The organism is Pandoraea pneumonica (genome assembly GCF_902459645.1).
GTDB classification, from domain to species: Bacteria; Pseudomonadota; Gammaproteobacteria; order Burkholderiales; family Burkholderiaceae; genus Pandoraea; species Pandoraea pneumonica.
The window spans coordinates 1,096,009-1,122,571 of record NZ_CABPSK010000001.1 but is presented as its reverse complement, the minus strand read 5'-3'; the positions used below and the strand labels follow the sequence as shown (position 1 = coordinate 1,122,571).

17 protein-coding genes are annotated in these 26,563 nt (G+C 64.3%); 11 read left to right on the top strand and 6 right to left on the bottom strand.

All coding sequences use genetic code 11. From position 1 onward, the window contains the following. The first annotated feature begins 235 nt into the window (after positions 1-235). The 6 genes from PPN31114_RS04860 to PPN31114_RS04835 all read left to right on the top strand — a co-directional run bounded on the left by PPN31114_RS04860 (position 236) and on the right by PPN31114_RS04835 (position 11,037). Entirely contained in the window at positions 236-1,258 is a 1,023-nt protein-coding gene (locus tag PPN31114_RS04860; RefSeq protein WP_150678321.1) for a hypothetical protein, read from the top strand. 157 nt (positions 1,259-1,415) lie between these two features. Then, a complete protein-coding gene (locus PPN31114_RS04855) occupies positions 1,416-5,423 on the top strand; it encodes a DNA translocase FtsK (RefSeq protein ID WP_150678320.1) in 4,008 nt (1,335 codons plus the stop codon). Between the two features lie 492 nt (positions 5,424-5,915). Beyond that, on the top strand, positions 5,916-7,142 hold the full coding sequence (locus tag PPN31114_RS04850) for an ABC transporter substrate-binding protein (protein ID WP_150678319.1): 1,227 nt from the start codon (positions 5,916-5,918) through the stop codon (positions 7,140-7,142). 232 nt (positions 7,143-7,374) lie between these two features. Beyond that, positions 7,375-8,253, top strand: a complete 879-nt coding sequence (locus PPN31114_RS04845; RefSeq protein WP_150678318.1) for a branched-chain amino acid ABC transporter permease — start codon at positions 7,375-7,377, stop codon at positions 8,251-8,253. Positions 8,254-8,309: 56 nt separating this feature from the next. Continuing rightward, positions 8,310-10,241, top strand: coding sequence for a branched-chain amino acid ABC transporter ATP-binding protein/permease (locus tag PPN31114_RS04840; RefSeq protein WP_150679162.1), 1,932 nt, complete (start codon positions 8,310-8,312; stop codon positions 10,239-10,241). Between the two features lie 73 nt (positions 10,242-10,314). Then, entirely contained in the window at positions 10,315-11,037 is a 723-nt protein-coding gene (locus PPN31114_RS04835) for an ABC transporter ATP-binding protein (RefSeq protein ID WP_150678317.1), read from the top strand. Positions 11,038-11,121: 84 nt separating this feature from the next. Here the strand turns inward: PPN31114_RS04835 and acuI are convergent, their stop codons facing one another. The 4 genes from acuI to PPN31114_RS04815 all read right to left on the bottom strand — a co-directional run bounded on the left by acuI (position 11,122) and on the right by PPN31114_RS04815 (position 15,904). Then, positions 11,122-12,108, bottom strand: coding sequence for an acrylyl-CoA reductase (NADPH) (gene acuI, locus PPN31114_RS04830; RefSeq protein WP_150678316.1), 987 nt, complete (start codon positions 12,106-12,108; stop codon positions 11,122-11,124). A 103-nt stretch (positions 12,109-12,211) separates the two neighbouring features. Next, complete coding sequence (locus PPN31114_RS04825) at positions 12,212-13,327, bottom strand: NAD(P)H-dependent flavin oxidoreductase (protein WP_150678315.1); 1,116 nt, start codon at positions 13,325-13,327, stop codon at positions 12,212-12,214. 15 nt (positions 13,328-13,342) lie between these two features. Continuing rightward, entirely contained in the window at positions 13,343-14,464 is a 1,122-nt protein-coding gene (locus PPN31114_RS04820) for an NAD(P)H-dependent flavin oxidoreductase (RefSeq protein ID WP_150678314.1), read from the bottom strand. Positions 14,465-14,719: 255 nt separating this feature from the next. Continuing rightward, the gene (locus tag PPN31114_RS04815) at positions 14,720-15,904 is read right to left on the bottom strand and encodes a site-specific integrase (RefSeq protein ID WP_174987681.1); all 1,185 of its coding nucleotides are present in this window, start codon (positions 15,902-15,904) and stop codon (positions 14,720-14,722) included. 190 nt (positions 15,905-16,094) lie between these two features. Here PPN31114_RS04815 and PPN31114_RS04810 point away from each other — a divergent pair, with 190 nt between their 5' ends. After that, the gene (locus PPN31114_RS04810; protein ID WP_174987678.1) at positions 16,095-17,129 is read left to right on the top strand and encodes a DNA-binding protein; all 1,035 of its coding nucleotides are present in this window, start codon (positions 16,095-16,097) and stop codon (positions 17,127-17,129) included. 2 nt (positions 17,130-17,131) lie between these two features. On the opposite strand, the gene PPN31114_RS04805 is transcribed toward PPN31114_RS04810, so the two are convergent. Further along, the gene (locus PPN31114_RS04805; protein WP_246182398.1) at positions 17,132-18,592 is read right to left on the bottom strand and encodes an efflux transporter outer membrane subunit; all 1,461 of its coding nucleotides are present in this window, start codon (positions 18,590-18,592) and stop codon (positions 17,132-17,134) included. A gap of 250 nt (positions 18,593-18,842) precedes the next feature. Between PPN31114_RS04805 and PPN31114_RS04800 the strand changes: the two genes are divergently transcribed. The 3 genes from PPN31114_RS04800 to PPN31114_RS04790 all read left to right on the top strand — a co-directional run bounded on the left by PPN31114_RS04800 (position 18,843) and on the right by PPN31114_RS04790 (position 22,412). Further along, positions 18,843-19,988, top strand: a complete 1,146-nt coding sequence (locus PPN31114_RS04800) for an HlyD family secretion protein (RefSeq protein WP_150678312.1) — start codon at positions 18,843-18,845, stop codon at positions 19,986-19,988. A gap of 200 nt (positions 19,989-20,188) precedes the next feature. Beyond that, on the top strand, positions 20,189-21,733 hold the full coding sequence (locus PPN31114_RS04795) for a DHA2 family efflux MFS transporter permease subunit (protein ID WP_150679159.1): 1,545 nt from the start codon (positions 20,189-20,191) through the stop codon (positions 21,731-21,733). A gap of 121 nt (positions 21,734-21,854) precedes the next feature. Beyond that, positions 21,855-22,412, top strand: coding sequence for a winged helix-turn-helix transcriptional regulator (locus tag PPN31114_RS04790; RefSeq protein ID WP_150678311.1), 558 nt, complete (start codon positions 21,855-21,857; stop codon positions 22,410-22,412). Positions 22,413-22,446: 34 nt separating this feature from the next. Here PPN31114_RS04790 and PPN31114_RS04785 read toward each other — a convergent pair whose 3' ends face one another. After that, entirely contained in the window at positions 22,447-24,555 is a 2,109-nt protein-coding gene (locus tag PPN31114_RS04785; protein ID WP_150678310.1) for a putative bifunctional diguanylate cyclase/phosphodiesterase, read from the bottom strand. Between the two features lie 406 nt (positions 24,556-24,961). On the opposite strand from PPN31114_RS04785, the gene PPN31114_RS04780 reads away from it, so the two are divergent. Beyond that, entirely contained in the window at positions 24,962-26,497 is a 1,536-nt protein-coding gene (locus PPN31114_RS04780) for a DUF2252 domain-containing protein (RefSeq protein ID WP_246182397.1), read from the top strand. Positions 26,498-26,563 lie beyond the last annotated feature (66 nt).

Sequence of the window (26,563 nt, the reverse complement as noted above, 5' to 3'; positions counted from 1 at the left end):
CCACTTGGAATAAATCTTGTCCCCCGTAAAGAACGGGTGGCAGAATTTGTCCATCGACGCGGCTGGAGACAAATCCGGCGCGCCGGTGACGGTTTCTGCGGGCGGGGATGGCGCGGAGTTGCACGGCACCGGTGTTTGGCGACATGACCGGCGCGCGATGGGAAACGGGGTTAGGACCGAGTGCATCCACGAGATGTTTGCGGCGCGACTAGTAGACCTAACCAAAAAAACGACAATGATTTCGACACTGCTCAAACTTCTGTACCGTCACAGCCATTCGGCGAAGTGGCGGCACAACGAGCGCCTGTGGCCGCACGCGCAGATCGTGCGCGACGCAACGGGCGTGATCGAGCGCTTCACATGGCGCGGCCGAAACGTGCCGCTGGCACGCCGCGCCGAACTCCAACAATTGCGCCGACTGCCTTGCCATATCATCGCGAGCGGCCCGTCGGTGGCCGAGATCGATTACAACGCGCTGCCGATGCATCACGTCATGGGCGTGAACGGGGCGATTGCTCTGGTCGACCGCGCGCCGGTGAAGTTCAACTATTACTGCTTGCTCGACGCCGGGTTTGTGCGTCAGCGCCCGGATCTGGCGCGTCGCATCGTGGCGCGCGATCTCGTGTTGTTCGTCACGCCGGTCGTATTGGCCCGGCTGCTTGAGATGTACCCGATGTCGGCGTTCGGCTGCCGCTTCTATCTGGTCGACGATATTTTCAAGCGCGGCATGGAAGCCGCACGCTCCCCCGTGGAACTGCGCGCCAACGCGCGCGTAGTGGCCAGCGCTGCGTTTTTCGACGGCGACGGGCGCCTCGGCTACAGCTTCGATATCGACAACGGTTTCTTCCACGGCGGCACCGTGGCGTACTTCGCGCTGCAAGTGGCGACATGGCTCGGGTTTTCGGAACTGTATCTGCATGGCGTAGATCTGCGCGACGCTGCGCAAACGCCGCGTTTCTACGAAACGATGCAGTCGCGTGCACCGACGCGTCTCGATGTCGAATTCGCCAGCCTGATCGAGCCGTCGTTCCGGCGCGCCTCGGAAGTGTTGCGTGCGCGCGGCGTGCGTGTCGAGAACCTGTCGCGCGAGAGTGCGCTGGGTGACGATATTTTCGAAAAGGTCGACTGGCGCTCGCTGCGTCGGCGCAATCTCAGTCTGGTGGTGCCGGGCGACGCGGTACCGGCTTCGCTTGTCGATGTGGTCGGCGTGCCTGCAACGCCGACGTTCCGCCCGACGGGGACGCACGGTCACAAATGACGCGCGGCGCGGGATGTGCCGCGCTGTCGTGCCACGCCGCGTCGTCACGGTGTCATCGCGATGACACAAATCATGACGACATCGGGCTAAGAAGGCCGCCAGGCCACGGTCTACCTGCTACAATCGCACTCCGGGTTTTCCTGAAGCATGAGCGATTATGGGGTTTGGCTGGTTCGGACTGTCGACGTTTTGGTTGCTGGCGTTGTGCTGGCCTGGCGTACGGGGTCTGCTTGGCGGTGAGATTCGACTCTTCGGCCCCGGCACCCTGCGCATGCTCCTTGGTGTTCCGCTCGCGATGGTATCGAGCGCGACGCTGGCCGCGCTGACCGGCGGCGACAGCCAAAGCGCTGGCGGCAGCATCGGTCAATCGCTTTCCCACGGTTTGCAAGTCACATTAGGCGGCACGCTCGCGATGAGTGTTGCTGGCTTCGTTCTGCTGTTCTCCCTTCCGCTCGTTTTTGGCACCACTTGGTGGGGCCTGTTTGCGCGCGTGCTTCCCGCGGGCGACAGCGATGAGGACGACGAAGACGACGCTGCCCCGCGTGGCAAGCTGTTCGGCTTTCTTCGTCGCGATGCGGGGGAGAGTTCGCGCCACGAGAGCGGGTTTGGCGTGCGCAGCGAGCCGACGCGTGGTCTGTCGCAGATGTCGTTCGACGTGCCGGATCGCGCTGAACGTTCAGATCGTTCGGAGCGTGGCGAGCGTTTCACGCCGACGCTCGGGCAGGGCCATCACAACGTCGGCAGTCTGACCGAAGAACTGGTGCCGCGTCGCCGTGGGCTCTCCGCGCAGCCGCCGTGGAAGCTTTCCGACGAAGAACGCGCGCGGCTCGATGCGATGCAGCCGCCGCCTCCTACGCCGCGAAGTGCGACGCGGGCCGAGCCGTCGTTCCGTCCGTCGCCTCAACCCTCATTACCGTCACCTTCGCCGAGTCGCCCGGTCAACGCGCCACGCATGACAGGCAAAGCAGCCATCGCCGCGCGCGTTGCGGCGGCGGGCGGCATTGCCGGTGAAGCGGCACCGAGTGCCGTGGCTGGCACGCGTCCAGTACTGCCGCGCGGCGCCTACGCCTCGGGAACGAGCCGTGGCGACACGCTTCGGATGACGGAATTCGTGCGCGCAGAACCCGGCGCGCAAAACCGGCCGCAAGGGCAGGGCCGTCCGGCGTCTCCCCTGGGAATGCCGCCTGTGCCTGCCGCAGTGACACGGGCAACGGGGGCAGCCGCCGCCGCATCAGCAGCATCAGCAGGCGCGGCCGAAGCGGCATTGCATTCCACTTCTATTGGCGGGTCGACCGGTTATCGCCGTCCAGTGGGCACGGCACCTGCGCATTTGCAGGGCACGATCGTGCGCAGCCCGTTCCGCAAGCCGCAGTTGGGGTTGGAAGATATGCCGCCGCGAGGTGCGCAACCGGCGCCTGTTGTCAGTCAAGGTGCTGGGGTGTCCGCCCCGAAGGCGGTAGAGACGCCTCCGCCCGCGATGGTACCCATTGCGGCACCGGTGGCAACGCCTGTGCCAAGCGCAATCGCGGCAACCGCCGCAAGCACTGCGACCACCGCCGCTCCGGCGATGCAGGGGGCTGCGGCTTGGGCGGCAGCACACGCTGCTACGCCGATTTCGTCGGACTTCTCCGATTTCTCCCCGCTGCCGTTGTCCGGCAGCACCGACGCCGTTGCGCAGATCGACGCACCCAGTGCATTACCGGAAGTCCCCGCTGGCCCGACGCCCGAGATGATTGCCCGCGAAGCCGCTGCGCGCGCTGCGGAAGTGGCGCGCCAACAGGCGCTCGTCGCATTGCGCGAAGAAGCGGAAGCGCTGTTGCGCGATTTGCGCGCCTGGTCGTCGAGCGATAGCGCGGTGGCACCGCAGGCAAGTGCGCAAGCTGCTCAAGACATTCCCATGCGGGATGCCGACGATGTCGTTGGCAATGTTGCAGAGACGCTGCCTGCCACGCCTGAGGGACGATACGTCGAACCGCAGACGCTCGCCGATGACGAGCCGCCGGCGCTTGCCGATGCGCCGAATGCTGTCGCACCGACGCCTGCCGACGCGCCGAAAACCGTCGTATCGACATCCGATGACGCGCCGAAAATCATCGCCCCGACGTCTGCCGATGCTGTGCAAGCTCCGCCGACAGCGGCATTGACCATGCCAAGCCGTCCGTTCGTGTTCGCAGACGTATTGGCGAGCATTGAAGCTGGCGACGCGCAGGAGGATGACGTCGTCGACGTTATCGAACCTGCGGTGGCGGGGGAGGGCGAGAGCGCTGCCGAAGCACTCGATACGTTCGATAAGCTCGAACCCGCGATGCCGGTTGATACGCAGATCGACGACGCATCCAATCCGCCACACAAACCGCATTACGTGTTGCGTGCCGATGGCACTTGGGCGCGCACTGACGCCGCCGATGCTATCGACGCCGACGACGCCCCATTCGATACCGAAGACCCGGACGAGGGTAACGTCCCCCTCAATTCCGGCGACTGGCAACCGTTACCCCAAGTCACGCATACGGCATATCAGGCGTCGTCACCGACGATTCCGCCGGTTGTTGTGCCGAGTTTTGCTTCGGCACCCGCCATTCCGTCGTTTGCGGCGCGAACTGCCGCTGAGCCGCCCAAAGCGAATTTTGCCGACGACGCGCCATACGTCGCGCCGCCGCCGCGCGTAGCCGTCGACTACGATCTGCCGTCGCTAGATCAGTTGACGCCTGCGGTGGCCGTAACCGACAGCGCACACGAGATATCGGAAGAAGCCCTTGCGGCCGTCAGCCAGTTGATCGAACAGCGGCTGGCCGAATTCAAGGTGCCCGTAACCGTGGTCGGTGCCTCGGCGGGCCCGGTGATTACACGTTTCGAAGTCGAGCCAGCGGTCGGCGTACGCGGTGCGCAAGTCGTCGGGCTGATGAAGGATCTGGCGCGTGCGCTGGGTGTGACGTCGATTCGTGTCGTGGAGACGATCCCCGGCAAGACGTGCATGGGGCTGGAGTTGCCCAATGCCAAGCGTCAAATGATTCGCTTGTCCGAGATTCTGGCCGCGCCGGTCTTCGATGCGCATCCCTCGCGTCTCGCGTTGGCGATGGGCAAAGACATCACGGGCGAGCCCGTCGTGACCGACCTTGCACGTGCGCCGCACTTGCTGGTGGCCGGTACCACCGGCTCGGGGAAATCGGTGGCCGTGAACGCCATGATTCTCTCGCTGCTGTACAAGGCGACGCCGGACGATGTGCGACTCATCATGATCGACCCGAAGATGCTGGAATTGTCGGTATACGGCGGCATTCCGCATTTGCTGGCACCGGTGGTCACCGACATGAAACAGGCCGCTCACGCCCTCAACTGGTGTGTCGGCGAGATGGAAAAACGTTATCGCCTGATGTCGGCGCTGGGCGTGCGCAATCTGGCCGGTTACAACGAAAAGATCGAAAACGCTCGCGTGGCGGGCGAGAAGGTGAGCAATCCGTTCTCGCTCACACCGGACGCGCCCGAACCACTCGACCGCCTGCCGTTCATCGTGGTGGTGATCGACGAATTGGCCGACCTGATGATGGTCGCGGGCAAGAAGATCGAAGAACTCATTGCGCGGTTGGCACAAAAGGCTCGCGCCGCAGGCATCCATTTGATTCTGGCGACGCAACGTCCGTCGGTCGATGTCATCACCGGCTTGATCAAAGCGAACATTCCGACGCGCGTGGCGTTTCAGGTGTCGTCGAAGATCGATTCGCGCACGATTCTCGATCAGATGGGTGCGGAATCGCTGCTGGGGCAGGGCGACATGCTGTTCCTGCCGCCTGGCACCGGCTACCCGCAGCGGGTGCACGGGGCGTTTGTTGCCGACGATGAAGTGCATCGCGTTGTGCAGCATTGGCAGCAATACGGCGAGCCGGAGTACGACGAAGCGATTCTGGCGGGCGACCCTGCCGATGCGGCGTCCGCCGACCTGTTCGGCGAAGCCCCGGCAGATGCCGAGGCCGACCCGCTCTACGACGAAGCCGCTGCGTTTGTGCTCAACACGCGTCGCGCGTCGATTTCCGCCGTCCAACGGCAATTGCGCATCGGCTACAACCGCGCTGCGCGTCTCATCGAGCAGATGGAAGCAGCCGGGCTCGTCACCCCGATGGGCCGCAACGGCACGCGCGAAGTGCTAGCCCCAGGCGGTGCCGAATAACCTTGCAACAGATGGGCGCCAAGTGCGCTCATCTGTTGCATCGTTCCCCTCGCCACCGTGCCCATATACGGTGCAAAAGCTCGCCGCAGCGCATCGCTAATCGCCGTCGCTTACAGCTACCTTACGACCCGTCATTCGAGTCGAACTCTTTCGCACTCCGTGCTGATTCTGCGGACACGCGCCGTACATGGCGTAGCAGAGAAAACCCCTTCAAAACCCGCATGAAATGGGCCTTGCTTCGCGCAAACCCGCATCCCCGTAGGGGTATTCCCGCCTTTGCGGGCGAAACTCAGGGGTCACATAATCGGCCCGCTAGGTTGGTCGTTCGAAGCGTGCTTTACGGTATCGCCCTGACACGAATTACAAGACCGGGGCGGTGCGGCGGGGTCATAACGAACTCGTGAATCGCGCCTCCCACGGCAGGGCCTGCGACATGGATAAGCGCCGAAAGAAAGCGTCATATCGAAACGCATCGCACCGAAGGAGACCCTTATGCAATTCCGATTCAAGCTCATGGCAGGCGCAGTCGCGTTCGCCATCTCCGCTACCACCGCATCGCTGGCCATCGCCGCCGACCCGATCAAGCTCGGCGTGTCCGGGCCGTTCACTGGCGGCTCGTCGTCGATGGGCGTTTCCATGCGCGACGGCGTGCGTCTGGCTGCGGCCGAAATCAACAAGTCGGGCGGCGTGATGGGCCGTCAGATCGTGCTGGTCGAGCGCGACGACGAAGCCAAGAACGAGCGCGGCGTGCAAATCGCGCAAGAACTCATCAACAAGGAAAAAGTCGTTGCCACCGTCGGTTACATCAACACCGGCGTCGCACTCGCCTCGCAGCGTTTTTATCAGGACGCCAAAATTCCGGTGTTCAACAACGTGGCCACGGGCACGGTGATCACCGACCAGTTCAAGGCGCCGCAATATCCGGACAACTACGTCTTCCGTAACGCCGCCAAGGACAGCATTCAGGCCCCGATGATCGTGGAAGAAGCGATCACGCGCCGCGGCTTCAAGAAGCCGGCCATTCTTGCCGACTCCACCAACTACGGTCAGCTCGGTCGCGAGGATCTGGAAAAAGCGCTGGCCGCCAAGGGCATCAAGCCGGTCGCCGAAGAGAAATTCAACATTAAAGACGTCGACATGACGGCGCAGTTGCTCAAGGCCAAACAGGCCGGCGCCGACGTGATTCTGACTTACGGCATCGGCCCGGAACTGGCGCAGATCGCCAACGGTATGGCCAAGCTGGGCTGGAAGCTGCCGATCATCGGTAGCTGGACGCTCGCCATGGCGAACTACATCGACAACTCGGGCGCTAACGGCGAAGGTGCCCGTATGCCGCAGACGTTCATTCAAGAGCCGAACACGCCGAAGCGCAAGGCCTTCATCGACGCCTATCTGGCCATGTTCAAGCCGAAGAACAACCGCATCGACTCGGCGGTCTCGGCAGCGCAAGGCTACGACTCGGTGTACCTGCTGGCCGCTGCCATCAAGCAAGCTGGCAGCACCGATGGCCCGAAAGTGCGCGCCGCACTGGAAGACCTGAAGGCACCGGTGGAAGGCGTGGTCACGACCTACGACCGTCCGTTCTCGCATGACGACCACGACGCCATCACGGCCAACATTCCGGTGTTCGGTGAAGTGAAGGGCGGGCGCGTCGTGTATGCCTACGACACCGATCTGAAGGCCGGTAGCAAGGTCCGTGAAAAGGTGGCTGGCAAGTAAGCCGGTTTGTGCTCGACAGGCTGCCGCCAAACGGCAGGCAGCCTTGACGGGTGACCGACGGCGCGCGATGTGCAGGACCAAAGCCCACGGGGAAATACAGGGCCGAAGGTCCGGCATGCGCGCCGTTACCACACCCGCTGCCTGCCGCCGGCACTCGGGACTGGCGCCAGGCGCGTGATCCGTATGCCTCCCGTGCATCACTCGTAGGCTCGCACTCGCGAGAGAGGACCGCATGACCATCCTGATTCAACTCATCTACAGCGGCATCGCGCTGGGGATGATCTACGCCGTGATCGCCTTCGGTTACCAACTGACGTTTGCGACGTCCGGCACCCTGAACTTCGGCCAGGGCGAGGCGCTGATGCTTGGCGCACTGGTCGGCCTTACCCTGGTCGACACCCTCGGTCTCAATTACTGGCTGATGATCCCGATCGTGTGCCTGTTCGGCCTCGTGCAGGGCGCGTTCGTCGAGCGTATCGGCGTGAAACCTGCGTTACGCATCAAATCCGAATTCGGCTGGATCATGTCCACGATTGCGCTGGGCATCATCTTCCGCAACGTGGCCGAAAACGTCTGGGGCCGCGACGATTTGAAATTCCCGTCGCCGTTGCCTGAAGCCCCCGTCAAGCTGCTCGGCGCGAACGTACTGCCCATGGAAATGCTGGTGGTTGTCGGCGCGTTGCTGATGATGGCGGCCGTCGAATTGTTCAACCGCCGCTCGATCTACGGCAAGGCCGTGGTGGCCACCGCCAATGACCGCGACGCTGCCGGGCTGATGGGGATCAACACGAGTCTGGTCATCACGTTCTCGTATGCGCTGTCGTCGATGGCTGCCGCGTTTGCGGGCGTGCTCGTCGCACCGCTCACGCTCACGGGGGCCACGATGGGCGCCGTGCTCGGCCTGAAGGCGTTCGCCGTCGCGATTATCGGCGGCTTGTCGAGCGGCATGGGCGTGCTCGTCGGCGGGCTGATTCTCGGGATTGCCGAGACGACTACGGCGTTCTATGTCTCTACCGGTTACAAAGATGTGCCGGGCCTCGTGCTGCTGTTGCTCGTGCTGGCCGTGAAGCCGGCGGGCCTGTTCGGCAAGACCGCAATTAAGAAGGTGTAATCATGACCGCACAGACCTCCACCTCCCGCGAGGCCGGCGATCTCGGCGGCCTGCGCATGACCACGAAGCTCGCTGCGATCGTGGGCATTCTCGCGCTGTTCGGTTTTCCGCTCGCTGTCGGCAACCCGTATTACATCCACATGATCGAGACGATCATGATCTACGCGATCCTGCTCTTCGGGCTGGATATCGTCGTGGGCTATACGGGGCAAGTGTCGCTCGGCCACGCTGGGCTGTTTGGCATTGGCGCTTATGTCGCAGGCGTGTTCTTCGCCAAGCTCGGGCTCTCGCTCTGGCTGGCGCTGCCCGCCGCCATTCTGATCACGGCCGCTTTCGGCGCGGTTCTCGCGTTGCCTGCGCTGCGCGTGATCGGACCGTATCTGGCCATGGTGACGTTGGCGTTCGGCACCATCATCCAGATTCTCATCAACGAGATGGACTTCCTCACCTCGGGGCCGCTGGGCATCAAGCTCACCAAGCCGCTCATCGGTGGGCATCCGATCGACGAAGTCGAATACTACTGGCTGGTGGCCGTACTGCTGTTGGTCAGCATGCTGGTGGCGCATCGCATCCTGAAGTCGCATCTTGGCCGCGCGTTCGAGGCGCTGCGCGATTCGCCGGTGGCGTCCGACTGTATGGGCGTGTCGGTGTATCGCTACAAGGTGTATGCGTTCGTGATCAGCGCGGGCTTCGCGGGTCTCGCGGGCAGTCTCTACGCGTACTCCGAGCAGTACATCTCGCCGAACACGTACAACTTCGAGTTGACCATTCTGTTCTTGCTGGCCGTGATCATGGGCGGTCGCAAGACGCGCAGCGGCTCACTGCTGGGGGCGGCCATCATCGTGCTGCTGCCGCAGTTGCTCGACGACATCGGCACCTTCCGTATCGTGGCGACCGCCATTGCGGTGGTGACCACGGGCGTCGCGGTCACGGGCATTGCACGGGGCCGCACGAGTCTCGCCAAAGCTGCCGTGCCGATCGTCGGCACGATTGCGCTGGCGAGCGTGACCTGGTGGCGCGACAACATTACCGATTGGCGTCTGACGATCTTCGGGCTGATGATCTTGTTCGTCGTGTACTACTTGCCCGACGGCATCATCGGTTTCCTGCGTGCCAAGGTGATGAACCGCCGCCGTGCGCACACCGTGTCGGCCGCACAGATCGACGATGCTGCCAGTGTCACCGATCCGGTATTGGCGGCAGCGGCCAATGGCCCGGAAGAGTTGCTCAAGGTACGCCAACTGCTCATGCAGTTCGACGGGCTGAAGGCGCTCAATCAAGTGGACTTGACCGTCAAACGCGGCACGATTCACGGTCTGATCGGCCCCAACGGCTCGGGCAAGAGCACGATGATGAACGTGCTCACCGGCATTTATGTGCCGACGGCGGGCAGCATCGAATTCTCCGGGCAATCGCTGGCTGGGCGTACCTCGGCGGACATCGCGCTCTCGGGCGTGGCACGTACCTTCCAGAACGTGCAGTTGTTCGGTGAAATGACCGCGCTCGAAAACGTACTCGTCGGGCTGCACCACACGTTCGGCTCGACGCTGGTCGATGTGTCGTTGCGGCTGCCGCGTTACAAGCGCGAAGAGAGCGGTGCACGGGCGCGGGCCATGCGATTGCTGGAGTTCGTGGGGCTGGCGTCGTTGGCCGACGAAGAGGCGCGCAACTTGCCGTACGGTAAGCAGCGGCTGCTCGAAATTGCCCGCGCGCTGGCGCTCGATCCGCGTTTGCTGCTGCTCGACGAGCCCGCCGCTGGCCTGACCGCACCGGATATTCGCGAGTTGCTCACGATCATCCGCAAGATTCGCGATCACGGCATCACGGTGATTCTGATCGAGCACCACATGGACGTGGTCATGAGCACGTGTCAGACGGTGTCCGTGCTCGACTTCGGGCAGAAGATTGCGGAAGGGCTGCCGGCACAGATTCAGGCCGATCCGAAGGTGATCGAAGCCTATCTGGGCGGCGCAACGACGACTCACTGACGCGCGCCATCTCGCGGGTGCCAGGGGTCGGCATTCGCGAGATATCAGGCAGCCACGAACTCACGGAACTTCTATGCTTTCCATTCGTAATCTGCAAGCCGGCTACGGCAAAGTGCAGGTGCTGCACGGCATCGATATCGATGTGCCGGGCGGCCAGGTCATCACGCTCATCGGGTCGAACGGTGCGGGCAAGACGACGACCATGCGTGCCGTGTCGGGCATGATCAAGCCCACTTCGGGTGAAATTACGCTCGGCGAGAAGCGCATCGACGGGCTCGATTCGCATCGCATCGCCAAGCTCGGTCTGGCGCATTCGCCGGAAGGCCGGCGCGTGTTCGCCACCATGTCGGTGACCGACAACCTGCGTCTCGGCGCTTTCCCTCGCTTGACCGGCAGCCGCCCGCGCGGCGATGTCGCCGCCGATCTCGAACGGGCGATGGATTTGTTTCCACGCTTGAAAGAGCGCCGCAATCAGTTGGCGGGCACGCTCTCCGGCGGCGAGCAGCAGATGCTCGCGATGGCCCGCGCGGTGATGTTGCGCCCGGACATCGTGTTGCTCGACGAACCGTCGATGGGCCTCGCGCCGATTCTGGTCGACGAGGTGTTTCGCATCATCGGCAACTTGAAGTCCGAAGGCGTCACGATGTTGCTCGTCGAGCAATTCGCGGCGGCGGCACTCGCGGTGGCCGACTATGGCTATGTGCTGGAAAACGGCCGCATCTCCGTGCATGGTCCGGCCGAGCGTCTGCGCAACGACGACGCCGTGCGCGCGGCGTATCTCGGCGGCGGTCACTGAACGTCAAAACGGGCAGTCCGTGAGGGCTGCCCGTCTTGTCTCGCCGAATTCGCTAGCTAACTAGCGAATGAGCGATTTAGCGACTTAGCGATTCACATCCACGACCACTCGGCCGTGAATTTCCCCCTTCACAATGCGTTGCCCGATGCCGATGGCGTCGTGCAAACCTACGTCGTGCGAAATGCCGCCGAGTTTTTGCGGTTCGAGGTCTCGCGCCAGACGCTGCCACGCTTGTTCGCGCAACGCTTGCGGGCACATCACGCTATCGATGCCATGCAGCGTGACGCCGCGCAGAATGAACGGCGCCATGTTGGCGGGAAAGTCCATCCCTTGCGCAAGGCCGCATGCGGTCGCGACACCGCCGTAGCGCAATTGGGCGCACGCATTGACCAGCGTGTGCGAGCCCACGGAGTCGACGACCGCCGCCCAGCGTTCCTTCTGAAGCGGTTTGCCGGGGTCTGAGAGCAGGCTTCGGTCGACAACTTCAGCCGCGCCGAGTGCTTTCAGATAATCGGCCTCGTGAAGCTTGCCGGTCGATGCCACCACGCGATACCCAAGCGAGCTCAGCAGTGCGATCGCGACCGACCCCACGCCCCCGGAAGCGCCCGTCACCAGCACGTCGCCGTGACGCGGCGCGAGGCCGCTGCGCTCGAGCGCCATCACCGAGAGCATGGCCGTGTAACCGGCGGTGCCGATGATCATGGCGTCGCGCGTGCTCAGCCGTTCGGGCACACGCACCAGCCAATCGCCCTTAAGGCGGGCCTTCTGCGCCAGACATCCCCAATGCGTCTCGCCGACGCCATAGCCATTGAGCACGACGCGGTCGCCTTTCTGCCATGCCGGGTGCGACGATTCGAGCACCGTGCCCGCGCCGTCGATGCCCGCGACCATCGGCCAAGTGCGTACGACCGGGGCCCGGCCGGTGATCGCGAGGCCGTCTTTGTAGTTGATCGTGGAGTAGTCGATGGCAACGAGCACGTCGCCATCGGCTGGGAGGGTGTCTTCGTCTAGAGCCGTGACGGCGGCCTGCGTGGCCCCGTCGGATTGCGTCAGCAAAATCGCGTTGAACATGCCTTGGAGTCTCCGAAGCTGAAGGGGGGAACTTCGCTACCTTGCACTGCCAATGGAAGATTGCCGTGATCTGTGGCTGCCGGGGCCGCCGTCGCTGTCGTGATTACCCTCGGACCGCGGCGGTCACCGCCATCATCGCGGTAATGGCCTCACGGGTTTCACGCGTCAGCGCCTTGACCAATTCCGCCGCAGGTAAGACGCGCGCGAGCGGCGCGGCTTGGCCGGCCCATTGTGCCGCATAGCCGCTGTTTTGGTGTGCCTTGGCGGCGGCGTTGAGCGACTTGCCCGCGTCGTACGTGATCGGATAGTCGGGAATCGCCGGGCGGCCCGGCACTTGTTCGAGTTCCCAGAACCGATTGGCGAGACCGCGCGCGGGGCGTCCGGAGATGGCGCGAATCAGTGCGGTGCGTGGCGGCTCGGCGCGCGTGAGTGCTTCACGGTAGGCGGCGTCAGCGCCCGATTCCGGGCAGGGCACGAATGCCGTCCCCATTTGCGCGGCTTGCGCGCCGAGGGCCAGCACGGCGGCAATGCCCGCGCCGTCCATGATGCCGCCCGCCGCGATCACCGGCAGCGACGTGCGCGTCACCAGCCGCCGCACCAGCGCGAAGGTGCCCAACTGCTCGTCTTGCGTGCGCTGGCGATCGCCTTCGTCGTTAAAGCGTCCGCGATGCCCCCCGGCTTCCCAGCCTTGCGCAACGATGGCGTCGATGCCTGCTGCTTCGATGGCGGCGGCTTCGTCCTCGTTGGTCGCGCTGGCAAACAGCATGATGCCCGCCGCTTGCAAGGCGTCGATCCAGTCTTGCGACGGCAACCCGAAGTGGAAGCTGACGACGGCCGGGCGTTCTTCGAGAAACATCTCGTACATCGCCACGTCTTCCACGAAGCTCAGATAGATCTCGCGCAACGACGTCGGGGCCTTGGCATCGAAGCGTGCGAATTCGGGGGCCAGATAGTCGAGCCATGCGGCTTCGCGCGCGGCATCGGCGTTGGCCGGGACATGCGTGAACACATTGACGTTAAACGGGCGGTCGGTCAGCGCGCGCGTTTGGCGAATGACGTCGCGTGCGGCGTTGGCATCCATATTGCCGACGGCGAGCGAGCCGAGCCCGCCCGCGTTGGAGACGGCGGCAACCAGCGCGGGCGTCGAGGCGACAGCCATCGGGGCCTGAATGATGGGGGTGCTCAGGCCGAGGCGTTCAGTGAGGCGGCGTGTGGTCATGGGGCAACCCAGCGATCAAAGCGTGATGGCGAGTTCGCGCAGTGCGTCGAACGTCTCGTGCAATTCGGCGCGCAATACGCCGACCAGTTCGGCGGCAGGCATGGCCCGCGCCAGCGGTGCGGCCTGACCGGCCCATTGCGCCGCGTAGTCGCTGTTGCCCTTGGCTTTGGCGGCGGCATTGAGTGCTTTGCCCGCATCGTAAGTCACCGGGTACGCGGGCAGCAGCGGACGCTCGGTGGCTTCTTCCAGTTCATAAAGACGATTGGCAAAGCCCCGTGCCGGTCTGCCGGAAATGGCGCGAATGAGCGCTGTGCGCGGCGGGTGGCCGCTCGTGAGCCGCTCGCGATACGCGGCGTCGGCGGCCGATTCCGGGCATGCGACGAATGCCGTGCCGAGTTGCGCGGCTTGTGCGCCGAGCGCCAGCACGGCAGCGATGCCAGCGCCGTCCATGATGCCGCCGGCGGCAATCACGGGCAGCGAGGTGTGCGTCACCAGCAGGCGCACCAGCGCAAGCGTGCCCAGTTGTTCGTCGTCGGTGGGCACACGGTCGCCGAGGTCTTCGAAGCGTCCGCGGTGCCCGCCCGCTTCATAACCTTGTGCGACGACCGCGTCGATACCGGCGGCTTCGACCGCGCGGGCCTCTGCCAGATTGGTGGCCGTGGCAAACAACGTAATACCGGCCGCATGCAGCGCATCGATCTTGGCCTGCGACGGCAGGCCGAAGTGGAAGCTGACGACGGCAGGGCGCTCTGCGAGCAGCATCTCGAACATGTCGTCATCGGCTACAAAGCTCGTGTAGATCTCGCTCAGCGTGGCGGGCGGTACGGCATCGAAGCGGGCGAATTCGGGCGCGAGATAGGCGAGCCAGGCGGCGTCGCGCGCGGCATCGAGTTTCGCCGGAGCATGGCAGAAGAGGTTGACGTTGAACGGCTTGCGCGTGAGGGCGCGCGTATCCTGAATGGCTTTGCGGGCGGTCAACGCGTTGCCTGCGGCCACCCCCAGCGAGCCAAGACCGCCCGCGTTCGAGACGGCGGCGGCCAGCGCGGGCGTGGAGGTGCCAGCCATGGGCGCCTGAATGATCGGGGTCAGCAAGCCGAGACGCTCGGTGAGCGGATGAGAGGCAGGGGAGCTACGCATGGCGATCTGCACCTTTCAAGGGTCGGTGGGTTCAGTGGGGGCGGCAGCCGGGGGAGCTGCGGGGATGAAGCCGACAACGCAGGGCGAATGTCCACTATGGCACACGCCCAATGCGATAAAAGATATCACTGAAATGCATCTTTGTGCCAGCGCCCCCTCTGAAATCACGGGGTAGCCGATGCGCGGCATGACGGGATTTGCTGGCCGCATCGACGTGCGGGCAGTGCGCGGTAAGTGAACGACCGGCCAGTGGGGTTATGTCTCGGCTTGATCGTCGGTGACGTCGACCGCTCCCATCAGATCGGCGGCCCGCGACCGTGTCATGTCTGCGCGGCGGAAGTAGCCAACGACCGTGGCGACGCTGGTGTGCCCTGTCATCGCCATGGTCTCGGCAAGCGGCACTTGTTGATGGGCGGCTTCGGTGACAAACCCGGAGCGCAGCGAGTGCGCAGAGAAATCGCCTTCGAGGCCAGCAAGTTGGCAGCGCTCGCGCACGATGTCGCGCACAGCAGCTTCCGAGAGCGGTTCGCCGACATGGCCGCCACGCCGTACGCGCCGGAATATCGCCCCTTCGGTAATGCCCGCCGTCGCGAGCCAATCCGCGAGTGCCGCCGCCGCCGCGCCCGTCACGGGCTTATCGTTTTCAGCAAGATCGGCGCCGCGTTGGTTGGTCTTCGACCACGTGAGCGTGAACACATAACTCTCGGGGCCTGTGCGGCGCACGTTTTCGCAAGTCGCCCGCACAACTTCCGAGCGGCGGCGTCCGCCGCTCGCCCACGCGAATAACAGCAGCGCGCGATCGCGTTTGCCCCGTAGCGAGTCGTCGCACGTGGCGAGCATTTCCCGCAGCGGCTCACGGGTCAGCGCGTCTTTCTTGGTCGTGCGAACGCCTCGTTTGGCATAGGCACGGCGTGTTTTGGCGAGTAGCTCGCGCACGGCAGGGTCGGCGCACGGGTTGGGCAGCTCCCGCGAAGTATGCAACTTGGCCATGACGCTCACCCGGTGAAGCAACGTTGCGAGCGCTGGCGGCCCGAGGCGTGCCTTGACGCCTTCCGAGACGAGTGCGGCATCGAGTGCAGGCGGCATCTCGGTCGTCAGCCCGTGTTTGCCTTGGTGCATGGCGTGATCGACAACGAATTGCACGATGACGGCAGGGGGAAGCGGCAGCGGCAGACCTAACGGCGCCGTGGCATCGCCTGCATTTGCCGCCGCCGCGGAGGAGGTTTCCGCTATGCCGAAACGCAGCCGATACCAACTCAACCAGTACCGCATGGCCGACTGATAGCTCTGGCGCGTATTTGGCGAGTCGCCTTCGCGCACAAGGGCGCGGGCCGCATCGCGGGCAGCGGCGTCGAGTTTGGCCGGATCGAGCGGCGCGGGCAGGCGCGACGCCGTTACCTTCGCGGGCAAGTTTGGCTGATTCGATTTCAGGGGCGGCATGGTGCTGAATTGGACGTGAGATGTAATTTTTCTACTGAACATATGATTTCATATGTAATATGTAGAAAATATAACGTATGCAATAAATAACTAGCGATAATCTTCACTTATCGTGGGTTATTTGGCAATGACGTTGTTTCCGTGTCCGATAAAGCAGCAACTCAGCATCCAGACGAATGAAGGAGCCCCTATGAATGCCATGTCACCGAAAAACGCCATGCCCGCGCCATCACCGCGCTCGGCTGGGCGCGGTATTTCGGAGCAGGACGTCTGGTCGGCGGCCGACACGCTGCTGATGGCGGGCCAGCGGCCAACCATTGAGCGCATTCGACAGCAGTTGGGGCGAGGCTCGCCCAATACGGTGAGCCCGTATCTGGACGCGTGGTTTGCGGGGTTGGGCGCACGGTTGCAGGGGGTAATGCCCGGTGTTGGCGGACTGCCGGAAGGTGTTGCCATGCCGGAGTCCGTCGCGCGGGCCGCGTTGGACCTTTGGTCGCTGGCGCTGCACGAAGGCCGTGAGGCTTTGGCCGAAGAAGCGGCGGCGCGGCGCGCAGTATTGGATGCCCGCGAAGCGGAGCTCGCGGCGGAGCGTGAAGCCTTGGAACAGGCGAGGGCTGTGCTGCACGAGCGCGTGGCCTCGGCTGAAGTGGCCGCTGCCGACGCGCGGCAGGCCCGCGACGAAGCGCAAGCGCAGGCTCGCCGCGCTGAAGCGTTGTTGATCGATGCGCAGGCGGACGCTGTGACGTCGCGTCAAGCATTGGCCGACGCTCGCCTGGCAGCGCAGGCCACGCTCGAAGCGCATGCGCAACAGCGCACGGAATGGGATGGCGAGCGTCAACGATTGAGCGAACGTGCTGAGGCCAACGAGCGCCGTCTGTTGCTGGAGTTGGATACGGCACGCGAGTCGATCAAGGGACTCCAGCAGGAACGCAAGCAAAGCCAGCGCCAGTTGCAGGACACCGAGAGCGAACTTGCGGCGCTCACAGAGGCGCAGCATGAATTGAGAGCATCGAAGGCGGTACAAGATTCGCTGATCGCGCGCTTGAGAGAGCAGGTCACTGCGCAGGAGGCGCTGGTGTCGATGTATCAAGCCTCGTTGGCGGCGGTGCCTGCAACGGCCGGCGGTTTGAGCGCAACGGGCACGCTGGTCGGGCGAAAACGCCGCGCGAGCCATGCGGCGGCACCAGCCACATCGGTGCTGCGCCGTTCACGCAGGGCCGGGTAGTCTTATTTCACTTGCGCTAGCGCTGGTGTCGGCGCCTCCCATCCGCCGCCCAACGCCCGGAACGTTGCGACCGCAGCACGGGCGTTGTCCGCTTGCACGCGGGCATCGGCATCGCGCACCGTGAGCAACTGGCGGTCGGCGTCTAGCACCTCATAGAGACTGACCGTCCCACCTGTATACGCATCTTGTGCGCTGTCGCGCGCCCGCGTCTGCGCTTGCACGGCACTCGCTAGATCTTTGCGTTGTTGCTCCAGTTCGACGAGCGTGACAACGGCATTCTCCACATCCTCCGTCGCATGCAGCATTGCCAGCCGGTACTGCGCGAGTGCTTGCGCATTCGCACCACGCGCTTGGGCCACTTCCGCATCGATCCGGCCAAAGTCGAATAAGCGCCAGCGCAGACCCAGCGCCGCTAACGGCTGAAAGGTCGCCACGCTCGGCACGCGCCCACCCGCGAGCGTATCGAAGCCGAGCACCCCCGATAGCGACAGCTTCGGGTAGTACTCGGCGAGCGACGCCCCAATGCGCTCATTGGACGCCGCCAGTTGGCGTTCCGCCGCTATGACATCGGGGCGACGGCGCAACAAGTCGGCGGGCGCACTCGCATCGCCAATCGCGGGAATGGCCAACGGGCGGGCGTGCAAATCGTCGTCCTGCGTGGCGGCACTCATGCGCCGCGCGTATGTCCCCGGGGCGGCACCCATCAGTACGTCGAGCCGGTTGAGTTGCGTCTCGCGCTCGATGCGAAGCGGCGGCAGTGTCGTGCGTGCCTGTGCAAGCAGCGCTTCCGATTGCGCCATTTCGCGCGCCGTCGCCAGACCGTCCTTCAGCCGCAAACGTACGATTTCCACGAGCCTCGCATCCGTCGCGATCTGATCTTCGGCGATGGCCAGGCGGCGCTGCGCGGCACGCACGCGAAAGTAAGCATCGGCCGCCTCGGCAACGATGCTAACCCGCACGCCGTCTTGCTGCGCTTCGGCGGCCTGCGCCAACGCGCCTGCGGCTTGTGCCGAGCGCTGCAATCCCCCAAACAGATCGAGTTCCCAACTGGCACCTGCGCCAATGTCGTAGATCGTCATGTTCCGGTTGTAGCCGGGAAGGGTGCGCGCCACGGTACCAAGCGGGCTGTCGAGCGACTGATGCTCGCGCGTGACGCTCCCGTCGAGCGTGAGCGACGGCAATCGCTGGGCGCCGGCCTGCCGGGCTTGAGCGCGTGCCTGTTCGACGCGCGCCATGGCGGCCTGCAAGTCGAGATTCTGCGCCAACGCCTGCTGCACGATGCCGGTGAGTACTGGGTCGTGAAAGCCCGTCCACCACTCGTCTAACGCCGGCGCATCAGGGGCGCCATTCACCGTTTTGTGCGCGGCGTCGCGCTGGGCCAAGCGTTCGCTAGTGGCGAAATGCGTGGGCAAGTCGACGGCGGGCGCAACGTAATCGGGCCCGACGGCACAACCTGCCAGCATGCTGACGGCCGCCGCCAACCATACATATCGCAACGTTGTGGGCGGCGTGGGTGCGGGCATATGGGCGTGCGTTGGGGAGGCGTTGTTCATGTTTGGCAGGGGTGGCGGCGGGTGAATGGCAAAAAACACTGAGTTACTTGCAAGATGATAGTTGCAACTCTATACTCACTTTCATTCTGAAAGCAACCCTTTGTTGGCGATGTCGTTTCGACGTCGCGATCTCACTCCAAACGAAGAAGGACTGACCTCCATGACTTCCCCGAGCACTGCCGCCCCGCAAGCCACGCCGGCCAATCAGTCATCTGCGGCGCCGCCGTCCAAGGGCGCACGAGGGCGGCTCGTGCTGCGCGGTGCGGTTGTCGTGGCGGCCATCGCCGTGCTCGGTTACGGCGTTCACTGGTGGACGACGGGACGGTTTCTCGAATCGACGGACGATGCCTATGTCGGGGGCGACGTCACGGTGCTTGGCCCGAAGGTGCCGGGCTACATCGCGCAGGTGCTCGTGACCGACAATCAGGCGGTGCATGCGGGCGACGTGCTGGTGCGGCTTGACGACCGCGATTACCGCGCTGCGTTGGCCAAGGCCGAAGGGGCTGTGGCCGCGCAGCAGGCGTTGCTGGCCAACCTCGATGCCACGGCGCGACTGCAAACGGCGGTCATTGCGCAGGCGCGAGCGAGTGTCGTGGCGGTGGCGGCCGATGCCCGCCGTGCCCGTGACGATCAGGTGCGATATCAGGATCTCGTCGCCAAGGCCGCCGTTTCTGTGCAGAGCGCGCAGAAGGCCGACGCGGATTACAAGCAACTGGCCGCCAACCGTGACAAGGCGGAAGCCGGGGCCGTGGCCGCCGAGCGTCAGCTCGATGTCATTGCCACGCAGAAGCAACAGGCGCAGGCCGCGTTGGCGCAGGCGGTGGCCGAGCGCGACATCGCGAAGCTCAATCTAGAAGATACCGTCGTGCGTGCCCCGGTCGACGGCACGGTCGGCAACCGGCGTGCGCGTGCCGGGGCGTATGCCTCGGCAGGCACCCAACTGCTCGCTCTCGTGCCGGCGCATGGCCTTTGGGTCGATGCCAACTTCAAGGAAGGTCAGCTAGCCCGCCTGCGTCCGGGGATGCCGGTGAAGATCGAGGCGGATGTATTGCCTGGGCGAGTCTTCCACGGTCACGTGGCCAGTCTGGCCCCGGCGACCGGTGCACAGTTCAGCGTGCTGCCGCCGGAGAACGCGACCGGCAATTTCACGAAGATCGTGCAGCGGGTGCCGGTACGCGTGCAGCTCGACGATGCGGATGGGCGACTGGGGACGTTGCGCCCCGGCTTGTCGGTGACAGCGGAAGTGGACGCGCGCGGCGATGACGGCGCGAGCGTCCCGTCGGCTCCCAAGGTGGCGGCACGATGAGCGCCGCGCATACCGGCGGGGCGCAGCCGGTGGGGCTGCCGCTGCCAAGGCCGTCGGACGAGGGTGGTGTCGACGTACCGCCACGGCCAAATCAGCCCACCAAAGAGTCCACCAATGACGTACGCCCCGTGCCACACGTGGCGGCGGGAGGTGCGCCATCAGGTTCGGGCGGTGCGAGCGGCGGATTCTCCGCTGATTCCATGACGACCAGCGCCAAGGTCATCGCGTTCATGACGATGGTCGTGGGCATGTTCATTGCGCTGCTCGACATTCAGATTGTGTCGGCCTCGCTGCGGGACATCGGCGGCGGGCTATCGGCGGGGGCGGACGAAACGGCGTGGGTGCAGACCAGCTATCTGATCGCCGAGATCATCGTGATTCCGCTCTCGGGCTGGTTGTCGCGGGTGATGTCGACGCGCTGGATTTTTGCTGCCTCGGCGGCCGGCTTCACGGTGGCGAGCCTGTTATGCGGTGCGGCCTGGAATATCCAGAGCATGATCGCGTTCCGTGCGCTGCAAGGGTTTCTGGGCGGCTCGATGATTCCGTTGGTGTTCACGACGGCATTTGCATTTTTCAGCGGACCGCAGCGCGTGCTGGCCGCGGCCGTGGTCGGCGGGCTGTCGTCGCTTGCGCCGACACTCGGGCCGACCATCGGTGGATGGATTACCGACAACTATTCATGGCACTGGCTGTTCTTCATCAATCTGGTGCCGGGCATTTTCGTGACGGTCATGGTGCCGCTGCTAGTGCGTATCGATCGCCCGAACTGGTCGTTGTTGCGGGGTGCCGATTATCTCGGTATGGCGTTAATGGCGGTGTTTCTCGGCTGTCTCGAATACACGCTGGAAGAGGGGCCGCGCTGGGACTGGTTTGGCGACGCGACCATTCGCACGACGGCGTGGCTCGCCGGGTTGTGCGGCGCCGCGTTCCTTTGGCGCAGCCTGACGTACGCGCAGCCCGTGGTCGATTTGCGGGCGCTCAAGGAACGCAACTTTGCGCTCGGCTGTTTCTTCTCGTTCGCGACCGGTATTGGCATTTTCGCCACGATCTACCTGACGCCCGTATTTCTTGGGCGGGTGAGAGGGTTCTCCGCATTTGAAATCGGTGTAGCGGTGTTTTCCACCGGCATCTTCCAACTGATGTCGATTCCGCTGTATGCGATGCTCGCCAACCGCGTAGATCTGCGCATTCTGATGATGGGCGGTCTCGGCGCCTTTGCGCTGTCGATGTGGCAGTTCTCGCCGATTACGCACGACTGGGGCGCGGCGCAACTGATGTTGCCGCAAGCCTTGCGTGGGGCTGGGCAGCAGTTTGCCGTGGCGCCGATTGTGACGCTCACGCTGGGGAGCCTGCCGCCCGCCCGGCTGCGACTCGCATCGGGGCTGTTCAATCTCATGCGTAATTTGGGTGGCGCGATCGGCATTGCGGTGTGCACCACCGTACTCAACGACCGCACCAATCTTCACTTCTTCCGGCTTGCCGAGCAGTTGGGAGAGGGCAGCCCGAACGTCGGCGCGTGGCTCGCTGGCGTGGGCGCGCGGATGAGCGCTTCCGGGCTCGATGCGGTGGACGCGCAAACGGCGGCGCTGCGGCAACTCTGGCTGCTGACGTTAAGGGAAGCCCAAACCATTACCTTCGGCGATATCTACGGGGGCATGGCCCTGATGTTCTTTGCCGTGACGTTGATGGTGCCGCTCATGCGCCGGGTCGCCCCGCCGAAAGCGCCCAGTGCCGACGCGCATTGAGGGCGAAAACACTGGCCAACTTGCCCGCCGGCGTCGACGCGCTTATGCTCACTTGCATGGTAATAGGCAGCGCCGGTCATCTCCCGGCATGCCGGATGTGAAGAATTCGCGAGGACCCGATATGCAACGAAAGACTTTCCGCGACATGCAATGCCCCATCGCCCGCAGCCTCGAGCGCGTGGGCGAATGGTGGAGCATTTTGATTTTGCGTGAGGCCGGTTACGGGACGACGCGCTTCGACGACTTCCAGCGTCGGCTCGATATCGCGCCGAATATGCTCACCCGCCGACTTCATGCATTGGTTGAAGAAGGGCTGCTAGAGCGCCGTCAGTATTGCGATCGTCCGCCGCGTTTCGAGTATGTGCTGACCGATGCGGGACGGGATTTTCGGCCGGTGCTGTGGGCCTTGCTGGCATGGGGTAATCGCCACTTCGCGCCCGAAGGGATCTCGGCGCAACTGGTCGATCAGGAGACCGGTAAGGTGGTTGAGCCGGTCGTGGTCGATGCCGTGACGGGCGCGCGACTCGATCCGAAGCGGCATGTGCCGAGCGCCGGGCCGATGGCCAACGAAGGGATGCGCGCAAGACTGGCGCGGGCGGCGGCCTTTGCCACCGGCAAGCCAATGCCAGAGGCGGCCGACGTTGCCGATACTGACACCGTCACCACTGCCGAGCGCTAATTAAGCCCCGGCGAGTCTGGCCGAAATTCCGAGATTAGGCCATCGCCGGGGATGGCGGCGACGCGAGCAGTCGGGCAAAGGCTTCACTCGTCAGCGGTTTGCCAAGCAGGAAACCCTGCATTTCATCGCACGCCAGCGTCTTGAGCGCTGCGCGCTGCGAGTCGGTCTCCACGCCCTCGGCGACCACATCCATATCCAGCGAGTGGGCCAGCGCGATGATGGCCGACACCACGGCGCTGCCTTCGCGGCCATGCGTGTCGAGACCGTTGGTAAAGAACCGGTCCATCTTCAATTGCTTGACGCGGAAGCGTTGCAGATACGCGAGGCTTGAATATCCCGTGCCGAAATCGTCGATGGCAACTTCGAAGCCGCGATCCTGAAACGCCCGAATCACGTCGATCGTGTGCTGCGCGTCGAACATGGCCACCGTCTCGGTAATCTCGAACATCAGCCGGTCGCAGGCAATGCCCGCACCTTCCACGATGGCCACGATGTTCTCGACCAGCGCCGACTGTGCCAACTGCCGGGGCGACAGGTTGATCGCGACCTTCACCCGGGGCAGCCCGGCGGCGTCCCATGCCCGGATGTGTTCGCACGTGGCGCGCACCACCCAATAACCGATCTGCACGATTTGTCCGGTGCGCTCGGCCACCGGAATGAAGTCCACCGGTTGTAATTCACCGAACTGCGGATGGGTCAGGCGCAACAGCGCTTCCGCACCCGCGAGCGCCTCGGTGTCGCCGCGATACTTCGGCTGGAAGTGCAGCGAGAAATATTGCTCGTGTTCCGCGTCGTGCAGCGCCTGCTGAATCTCCCACGTGCGCTGGGCCGCCGCGTTCATGCGTGGCTCGAAGTAGCGGAAAATGCCGCGTCCCGCCCGTTTGGCTTCGTACATCGCCGTATCGGCGTGCTTGAGCAGAATGTCGATGCTCTCGCCGTCGTCGGGATACACGGCCACGCCGATGCTCGGCATCACGTGCAGCGACTGGTTGCCCACGCGCAGCCCGTCGCGCATGTCGTCAAGCAGGCGCTGGGCCACGCGCCCCGCAACTTCCGGTGACGACAGCGAGCCGAGCAGCACCACGAATTCGTCACCGCCCAGGCGGGCCACGACGTCGTCGCCATTCACGTTCTTGCGCAGCCGCTTGGCAAAGGCGCGTAGCACGTCGTCGCCGACGTTGTGGCCGAGCGAGTCGTTAATCGTCTTGAAGCCGTCCAGATCCATGAACAGCACCGCAAAGCGGCGTTGATCGCGGCGCGAATTGATCAGGGTGCGGGCGGCGGCGTCATGCAGCGCGCGGCGGTTGGGCAAATCGGTCAGGGCGTCGTACGTCGCCATGCGAGCGATTTGCGTGTTGAGTTGCAGCACGGAATTGGCGAGGAAGCTGGTGCGCGCATCGAGCCGCGACACGAGCAGGGTGGTCACCAGAATCAGGAACGTGAACATGCTCACCGTCGTGACCAGCCAAGGCGAGCTGACCGACGTGGCAGCACCGCAAATGGCCCCCGGGGCAAAGTTCGCTGCCGCCATGCCGGTGTAATGCATGGCGGTGATGGCGAGCCCCATCACCACGGCGGCACCGATGCGCTTGGCCATCACGTAGCGCAGACTGCCGTCGCGCAAGGTCTGCGCGATCCAGAGCGCCGCCGTCGCGGCGGCAATGGCGATCAGCACCGACGCCGTGAAGAGCCACGGATCGTACTGAATGCCGGGCTCCATGCGCATTGCGGCCATGCCCGAGTAATGCATGGCGGCGATCCCTACGCCGAGCGTGACGCCAGCGCCGGCCAGTCGCCAGGCGGTAAAGCGCTCGTTGGCGACGAGCCACAGGGCGGCCCACGAGATGAGAATGGCAATGCCCAGCGACCCGGCGGTAATGGCCGGGTCGTAGCCCAATGGGATGGCGGCATGCGACGTCAGGGGCGACCAGGACGGCGAAAGCGAAAGCGCGAGCATGCCGATGAAGTGCATCGACCAGATGCCAATGCCCATGGCGGTCGCGCCAACAGCCAGCCACGCGTGGCGCATGCCACGGTGGGTCAGGAGATAGATACGCCCCGAGAGATCGAGCGCTGTGAACGACGCCAGTACGGCAACCGCGAGCGATAGCGCAACGAGCCAACCACTGTACGAACTCGACATAAGAAAACCGACCGAAAAGTCCCGCTTATCTGGTTATCGGCAACTTCGGCCGATAGTTGAGGGCGCGCGTCAGAAATTTTCTGACACGGTGCTAACCGTCCATGCCAGTGCGACGGGCGCCGGGGGATCGGCCTGAGAACGGCGTCCTGCGCCGATCTCGACAGTCCCCATGCCATAGTGAATAATCCGTTCATACCCGCCCCCACCCGACGTTGCCGGGGGATGCGGCCGACGCAGGTGCCATCGACCGTCATCGACCCGATGCCGGACACATGCGCCCTCGGCGGCATGCTGGGGCTGCAAAATCGGGGGCAGAATTCGACAGCCCTCGATTTTGCCTGATTTCCGTGGGATTTCCTCGCACTGCATCAATCTTGATGGCCAACTTGCCCGCAGGAGCCGTGATATGAGCAATCGCATGGCCGCTAAATCGCCCGCACCGAAGCCGCCTGTCTCGCCGAGCACGGCGGCGGCCAATGCCGGGAATACCGAGAATACCGAGTTGGTCACTACCGGCCCCGTCATTCCGGCAGCACCCGTCATTCCGTTCGAGACGCGCGTCGCCGCTGGGCGCAAGCTGCGCGAAAAAACGCCGCGCAGCAGCCAGTCGCATCTGGGCAATACCGATCGCGACGTGATCGAACTCCTGCGCACGAGCAGCGAAGGGCGGGTCGCCTCGCTGGTCCCGCTGCGCTATGGCCGCATGCTCGCTTCGCCGTTTGCGTTCTACCGGGGCAGCGCGATCGTGCAGGCGCACGACTTGGCCGGTACGCCGCACTCGGGTCTGACCATGCAGATTTGCGGCGACTGCCATCTGGCGAACTTCGGCGGGTTTGCGACGCCCGAGCGCACGTTGATCTTCGATCTGAACGATTTCGACGAAACCGCGCCAGGGCCTTGGGAGTGGGACCTCAAGCGGCTGGTGGTCAGTCTGGTGCTAGCGGCCCGGCAATTCGGGTTCGGCGACACCCTCGGGGTGGAGATGGTGCGCGCCGCCGTCGACAGCTATGCCCGGCGCCTGGACGAATACGCGCACATGTCGACCATTGCGCTCTGGCACGAGCAGATCACGTTCGATCGCATGCTCAATCTGGCCGAGACCGACCGGGTGCGTGAAGGCGTCAAACGCGGCATCGCCCGCGCGACCGGCCGCACGCACGAAAACGTGCTGCCCAAGTTTGCCCAGCAGGTCGGTGACCATTGGCAAATTCGCGACACGCCGCCGACCGTTTTCCATGTTCACGGGGCCACCACGCTGTTCGGCCCAGAGGACGACTGGCTGGGGCTTGGCGACTGGCGCAACCTGTTTGCCCCTGTCTATAAGAGTTATGTGAGCTCACTGCCGCCCGATCGGGCGCGCATGCTCTCCAACTACACCCAGCAAGATCTGGTGTTCAAGGTGGTGGGCGTGGGCAGCGTCGGCACGCGGTGTCTGGTGCTGATGATGATGGATGCGCACGAGCAGCCGCTGTTCCTCCAGTTCAAAGAGGCGTCGAAGTCGGTGGTCTCGCGCTTCTTCAAGAACGTGACGCCCAAGCATGATGGCCGCCGCGTGGTCGAGGGCCAGCGCCTCATGCAAGCGGCCTCGGACGCATTTCTCGGTTGGGGGAGCGGACCGTTTGGGCGTTGCATCTACGGGCGGCAGCTGCGCGACATGAAGGTGTCGGCGCAGTTCGAGCTGTTCCGGGCAGACGGTTTTCGTGAGTACGCGGCCCTGTGCGGCTGGGTGCTTGCCCGGGCGCACGCGAAGGCGGGAGGGTGTGCGGCGGAGCAAGTCGGCTACGTGGGCAAGGGTATTCGGCTTGGCGAAGCCCTGATTCATTACGCCACCGACTACGCCGATCAGGTCGAGCGCGATTACGAGGTGTTCCGCAAGGCGTGTCGCGACGGGCGGCTCGAAGCGCGCACCGATGCCGATATGGCTGCCGATTTTGCCGCTTGATTGGCTTGCTTAACTTGCTGCCTGATCAGCTCGCTTGAGGGTGCCGCTTGAGATCACCGACGCAAC

Excerpts from the sequence above, each read along its gene's own strand:
- PPN31114_RS04815 (WP_174987681.1), bottom strand. The coding sequence starts at position 15,904 with ATGCCGCCCCTGAAATCGAATCAGCCAAACTTGCCCGCGAAGGTAACG.
- PPN31114_RS04860 (WP_150678321.1), top strand. The coding sequence starts at position 236 with ATGATTTCGACACTGCTCAAACTTCTGTACCGTCACAGCCATTCGGCG.
- PPN31114_RS04845 (WP_150678318.1), top strand. The coding sequence starts at position 7,375 with ATGACCATCCTGATTCAACTCATCTACAGCGGCATCGCGCTGGGGATG.
- PPN31114_RS04855 (WP_150678320.1), top strand. The coding sequence starts at position 1,416 with ATGGGGTTTGGCTGGTTCGGACTGTCGACGTTTTGGTTGCTGGCGTTG.
- PPN31114_RS04785 (WP_150678310.1), bottom strand. The coding sequence starts at position 24,555 with ATGTCGAGTTCGTACAGTGGTTGGCTCGTTGCGCTATCGCTCGCGGTT.
- acuI (WP_150678316.1), bottom strand. The coding sequence starts at position 12,108 with ATGTTCAACGCGATTTTGCTGACGCAATCCGACGGGGCCACGCAGGCC.
- PPN31114_RS04795 (WP_150679159.1), top strand. The coding sequence starts at position 20,189 with ATGACGACCAGCGCCAAGGTCATCGCGTTCATGACGATGGTCGTGGGC.
- PPN31114_RS04850 (WP_150678319.1), top strand. The coding sequence starts at position 5,916 with ATGCAATTCCGATTCAAGCTCATGGCAGGCGCAGTCGCGTTCGCCATC.
- PPN31114_RS04840 (WP_150679162.1), top strand. The coding sequence starts at position 8,310 with ATGACCACGAAGCTCGCTGCGATCGTGGGCATTCTCGCGCTGTTCGGT.
- PPN31114_RS04805 (WP_246182398.1), bottom strand. The coding sequence starts at position 18,592 with ATGCTGGCAGGTTGTGCCGTCGGGCCCGATTACGTTGCGCCCGCCGTC.
- PPN31114_RS04810 (WP_174987678.1), top strand. The coding sequence starts at position 16,095 with ATGAATGCCATGTCACCGAAAAACGCCATGCCCGCGCCATCACCGCGC.
- PPN31114_RS04780 (WP_246182397.1), top strand. The coding sequence starts at position 24,962 with ATGAGCAATCGCATGGCCGCTAAATCGCCCGCACCGAAGCCGCCTGTC.
- PPN31114_RS04820 (WP_150678314.1), bottom strand. The coding sequence starts at position 14,464 with ATGCGTAGCTCCCCTGCCTCTCATCCGCTCACCGAGCGTCTCGGCTTG.
- PPN31114_RS04800 (WP_150678312.1), top strand. The coding sequence starts at position 18,843 with ATGACTTCCCCGAGCACTGCCGCCCCGCAAGCCACGCCGGCCAATCAG.
- PPN31114_RS04790 (WP_150678311.1), top strand. The coding sequence starts at position 21,855 with ATGCAACGAAAGACTTTCCGCGACATGCAATGCCCCATCGCCCGCAGC.
- PPN31114_RS04825 (WP_150678315.1), bottom strand. The coding sequence starts at position 13,327 with ATGACCACACGCCGCCTCACTGAACGCCTCGGCCTGAGCACCCCCATC.
- PPN31114_RS04835 (WP_150678317.1), top strand. The coding sequence starts at position 10,315 with ATGCTTTCCATTCGTAATCTGCAAGCCGGCTACGGCAAAGTGCAGGTG.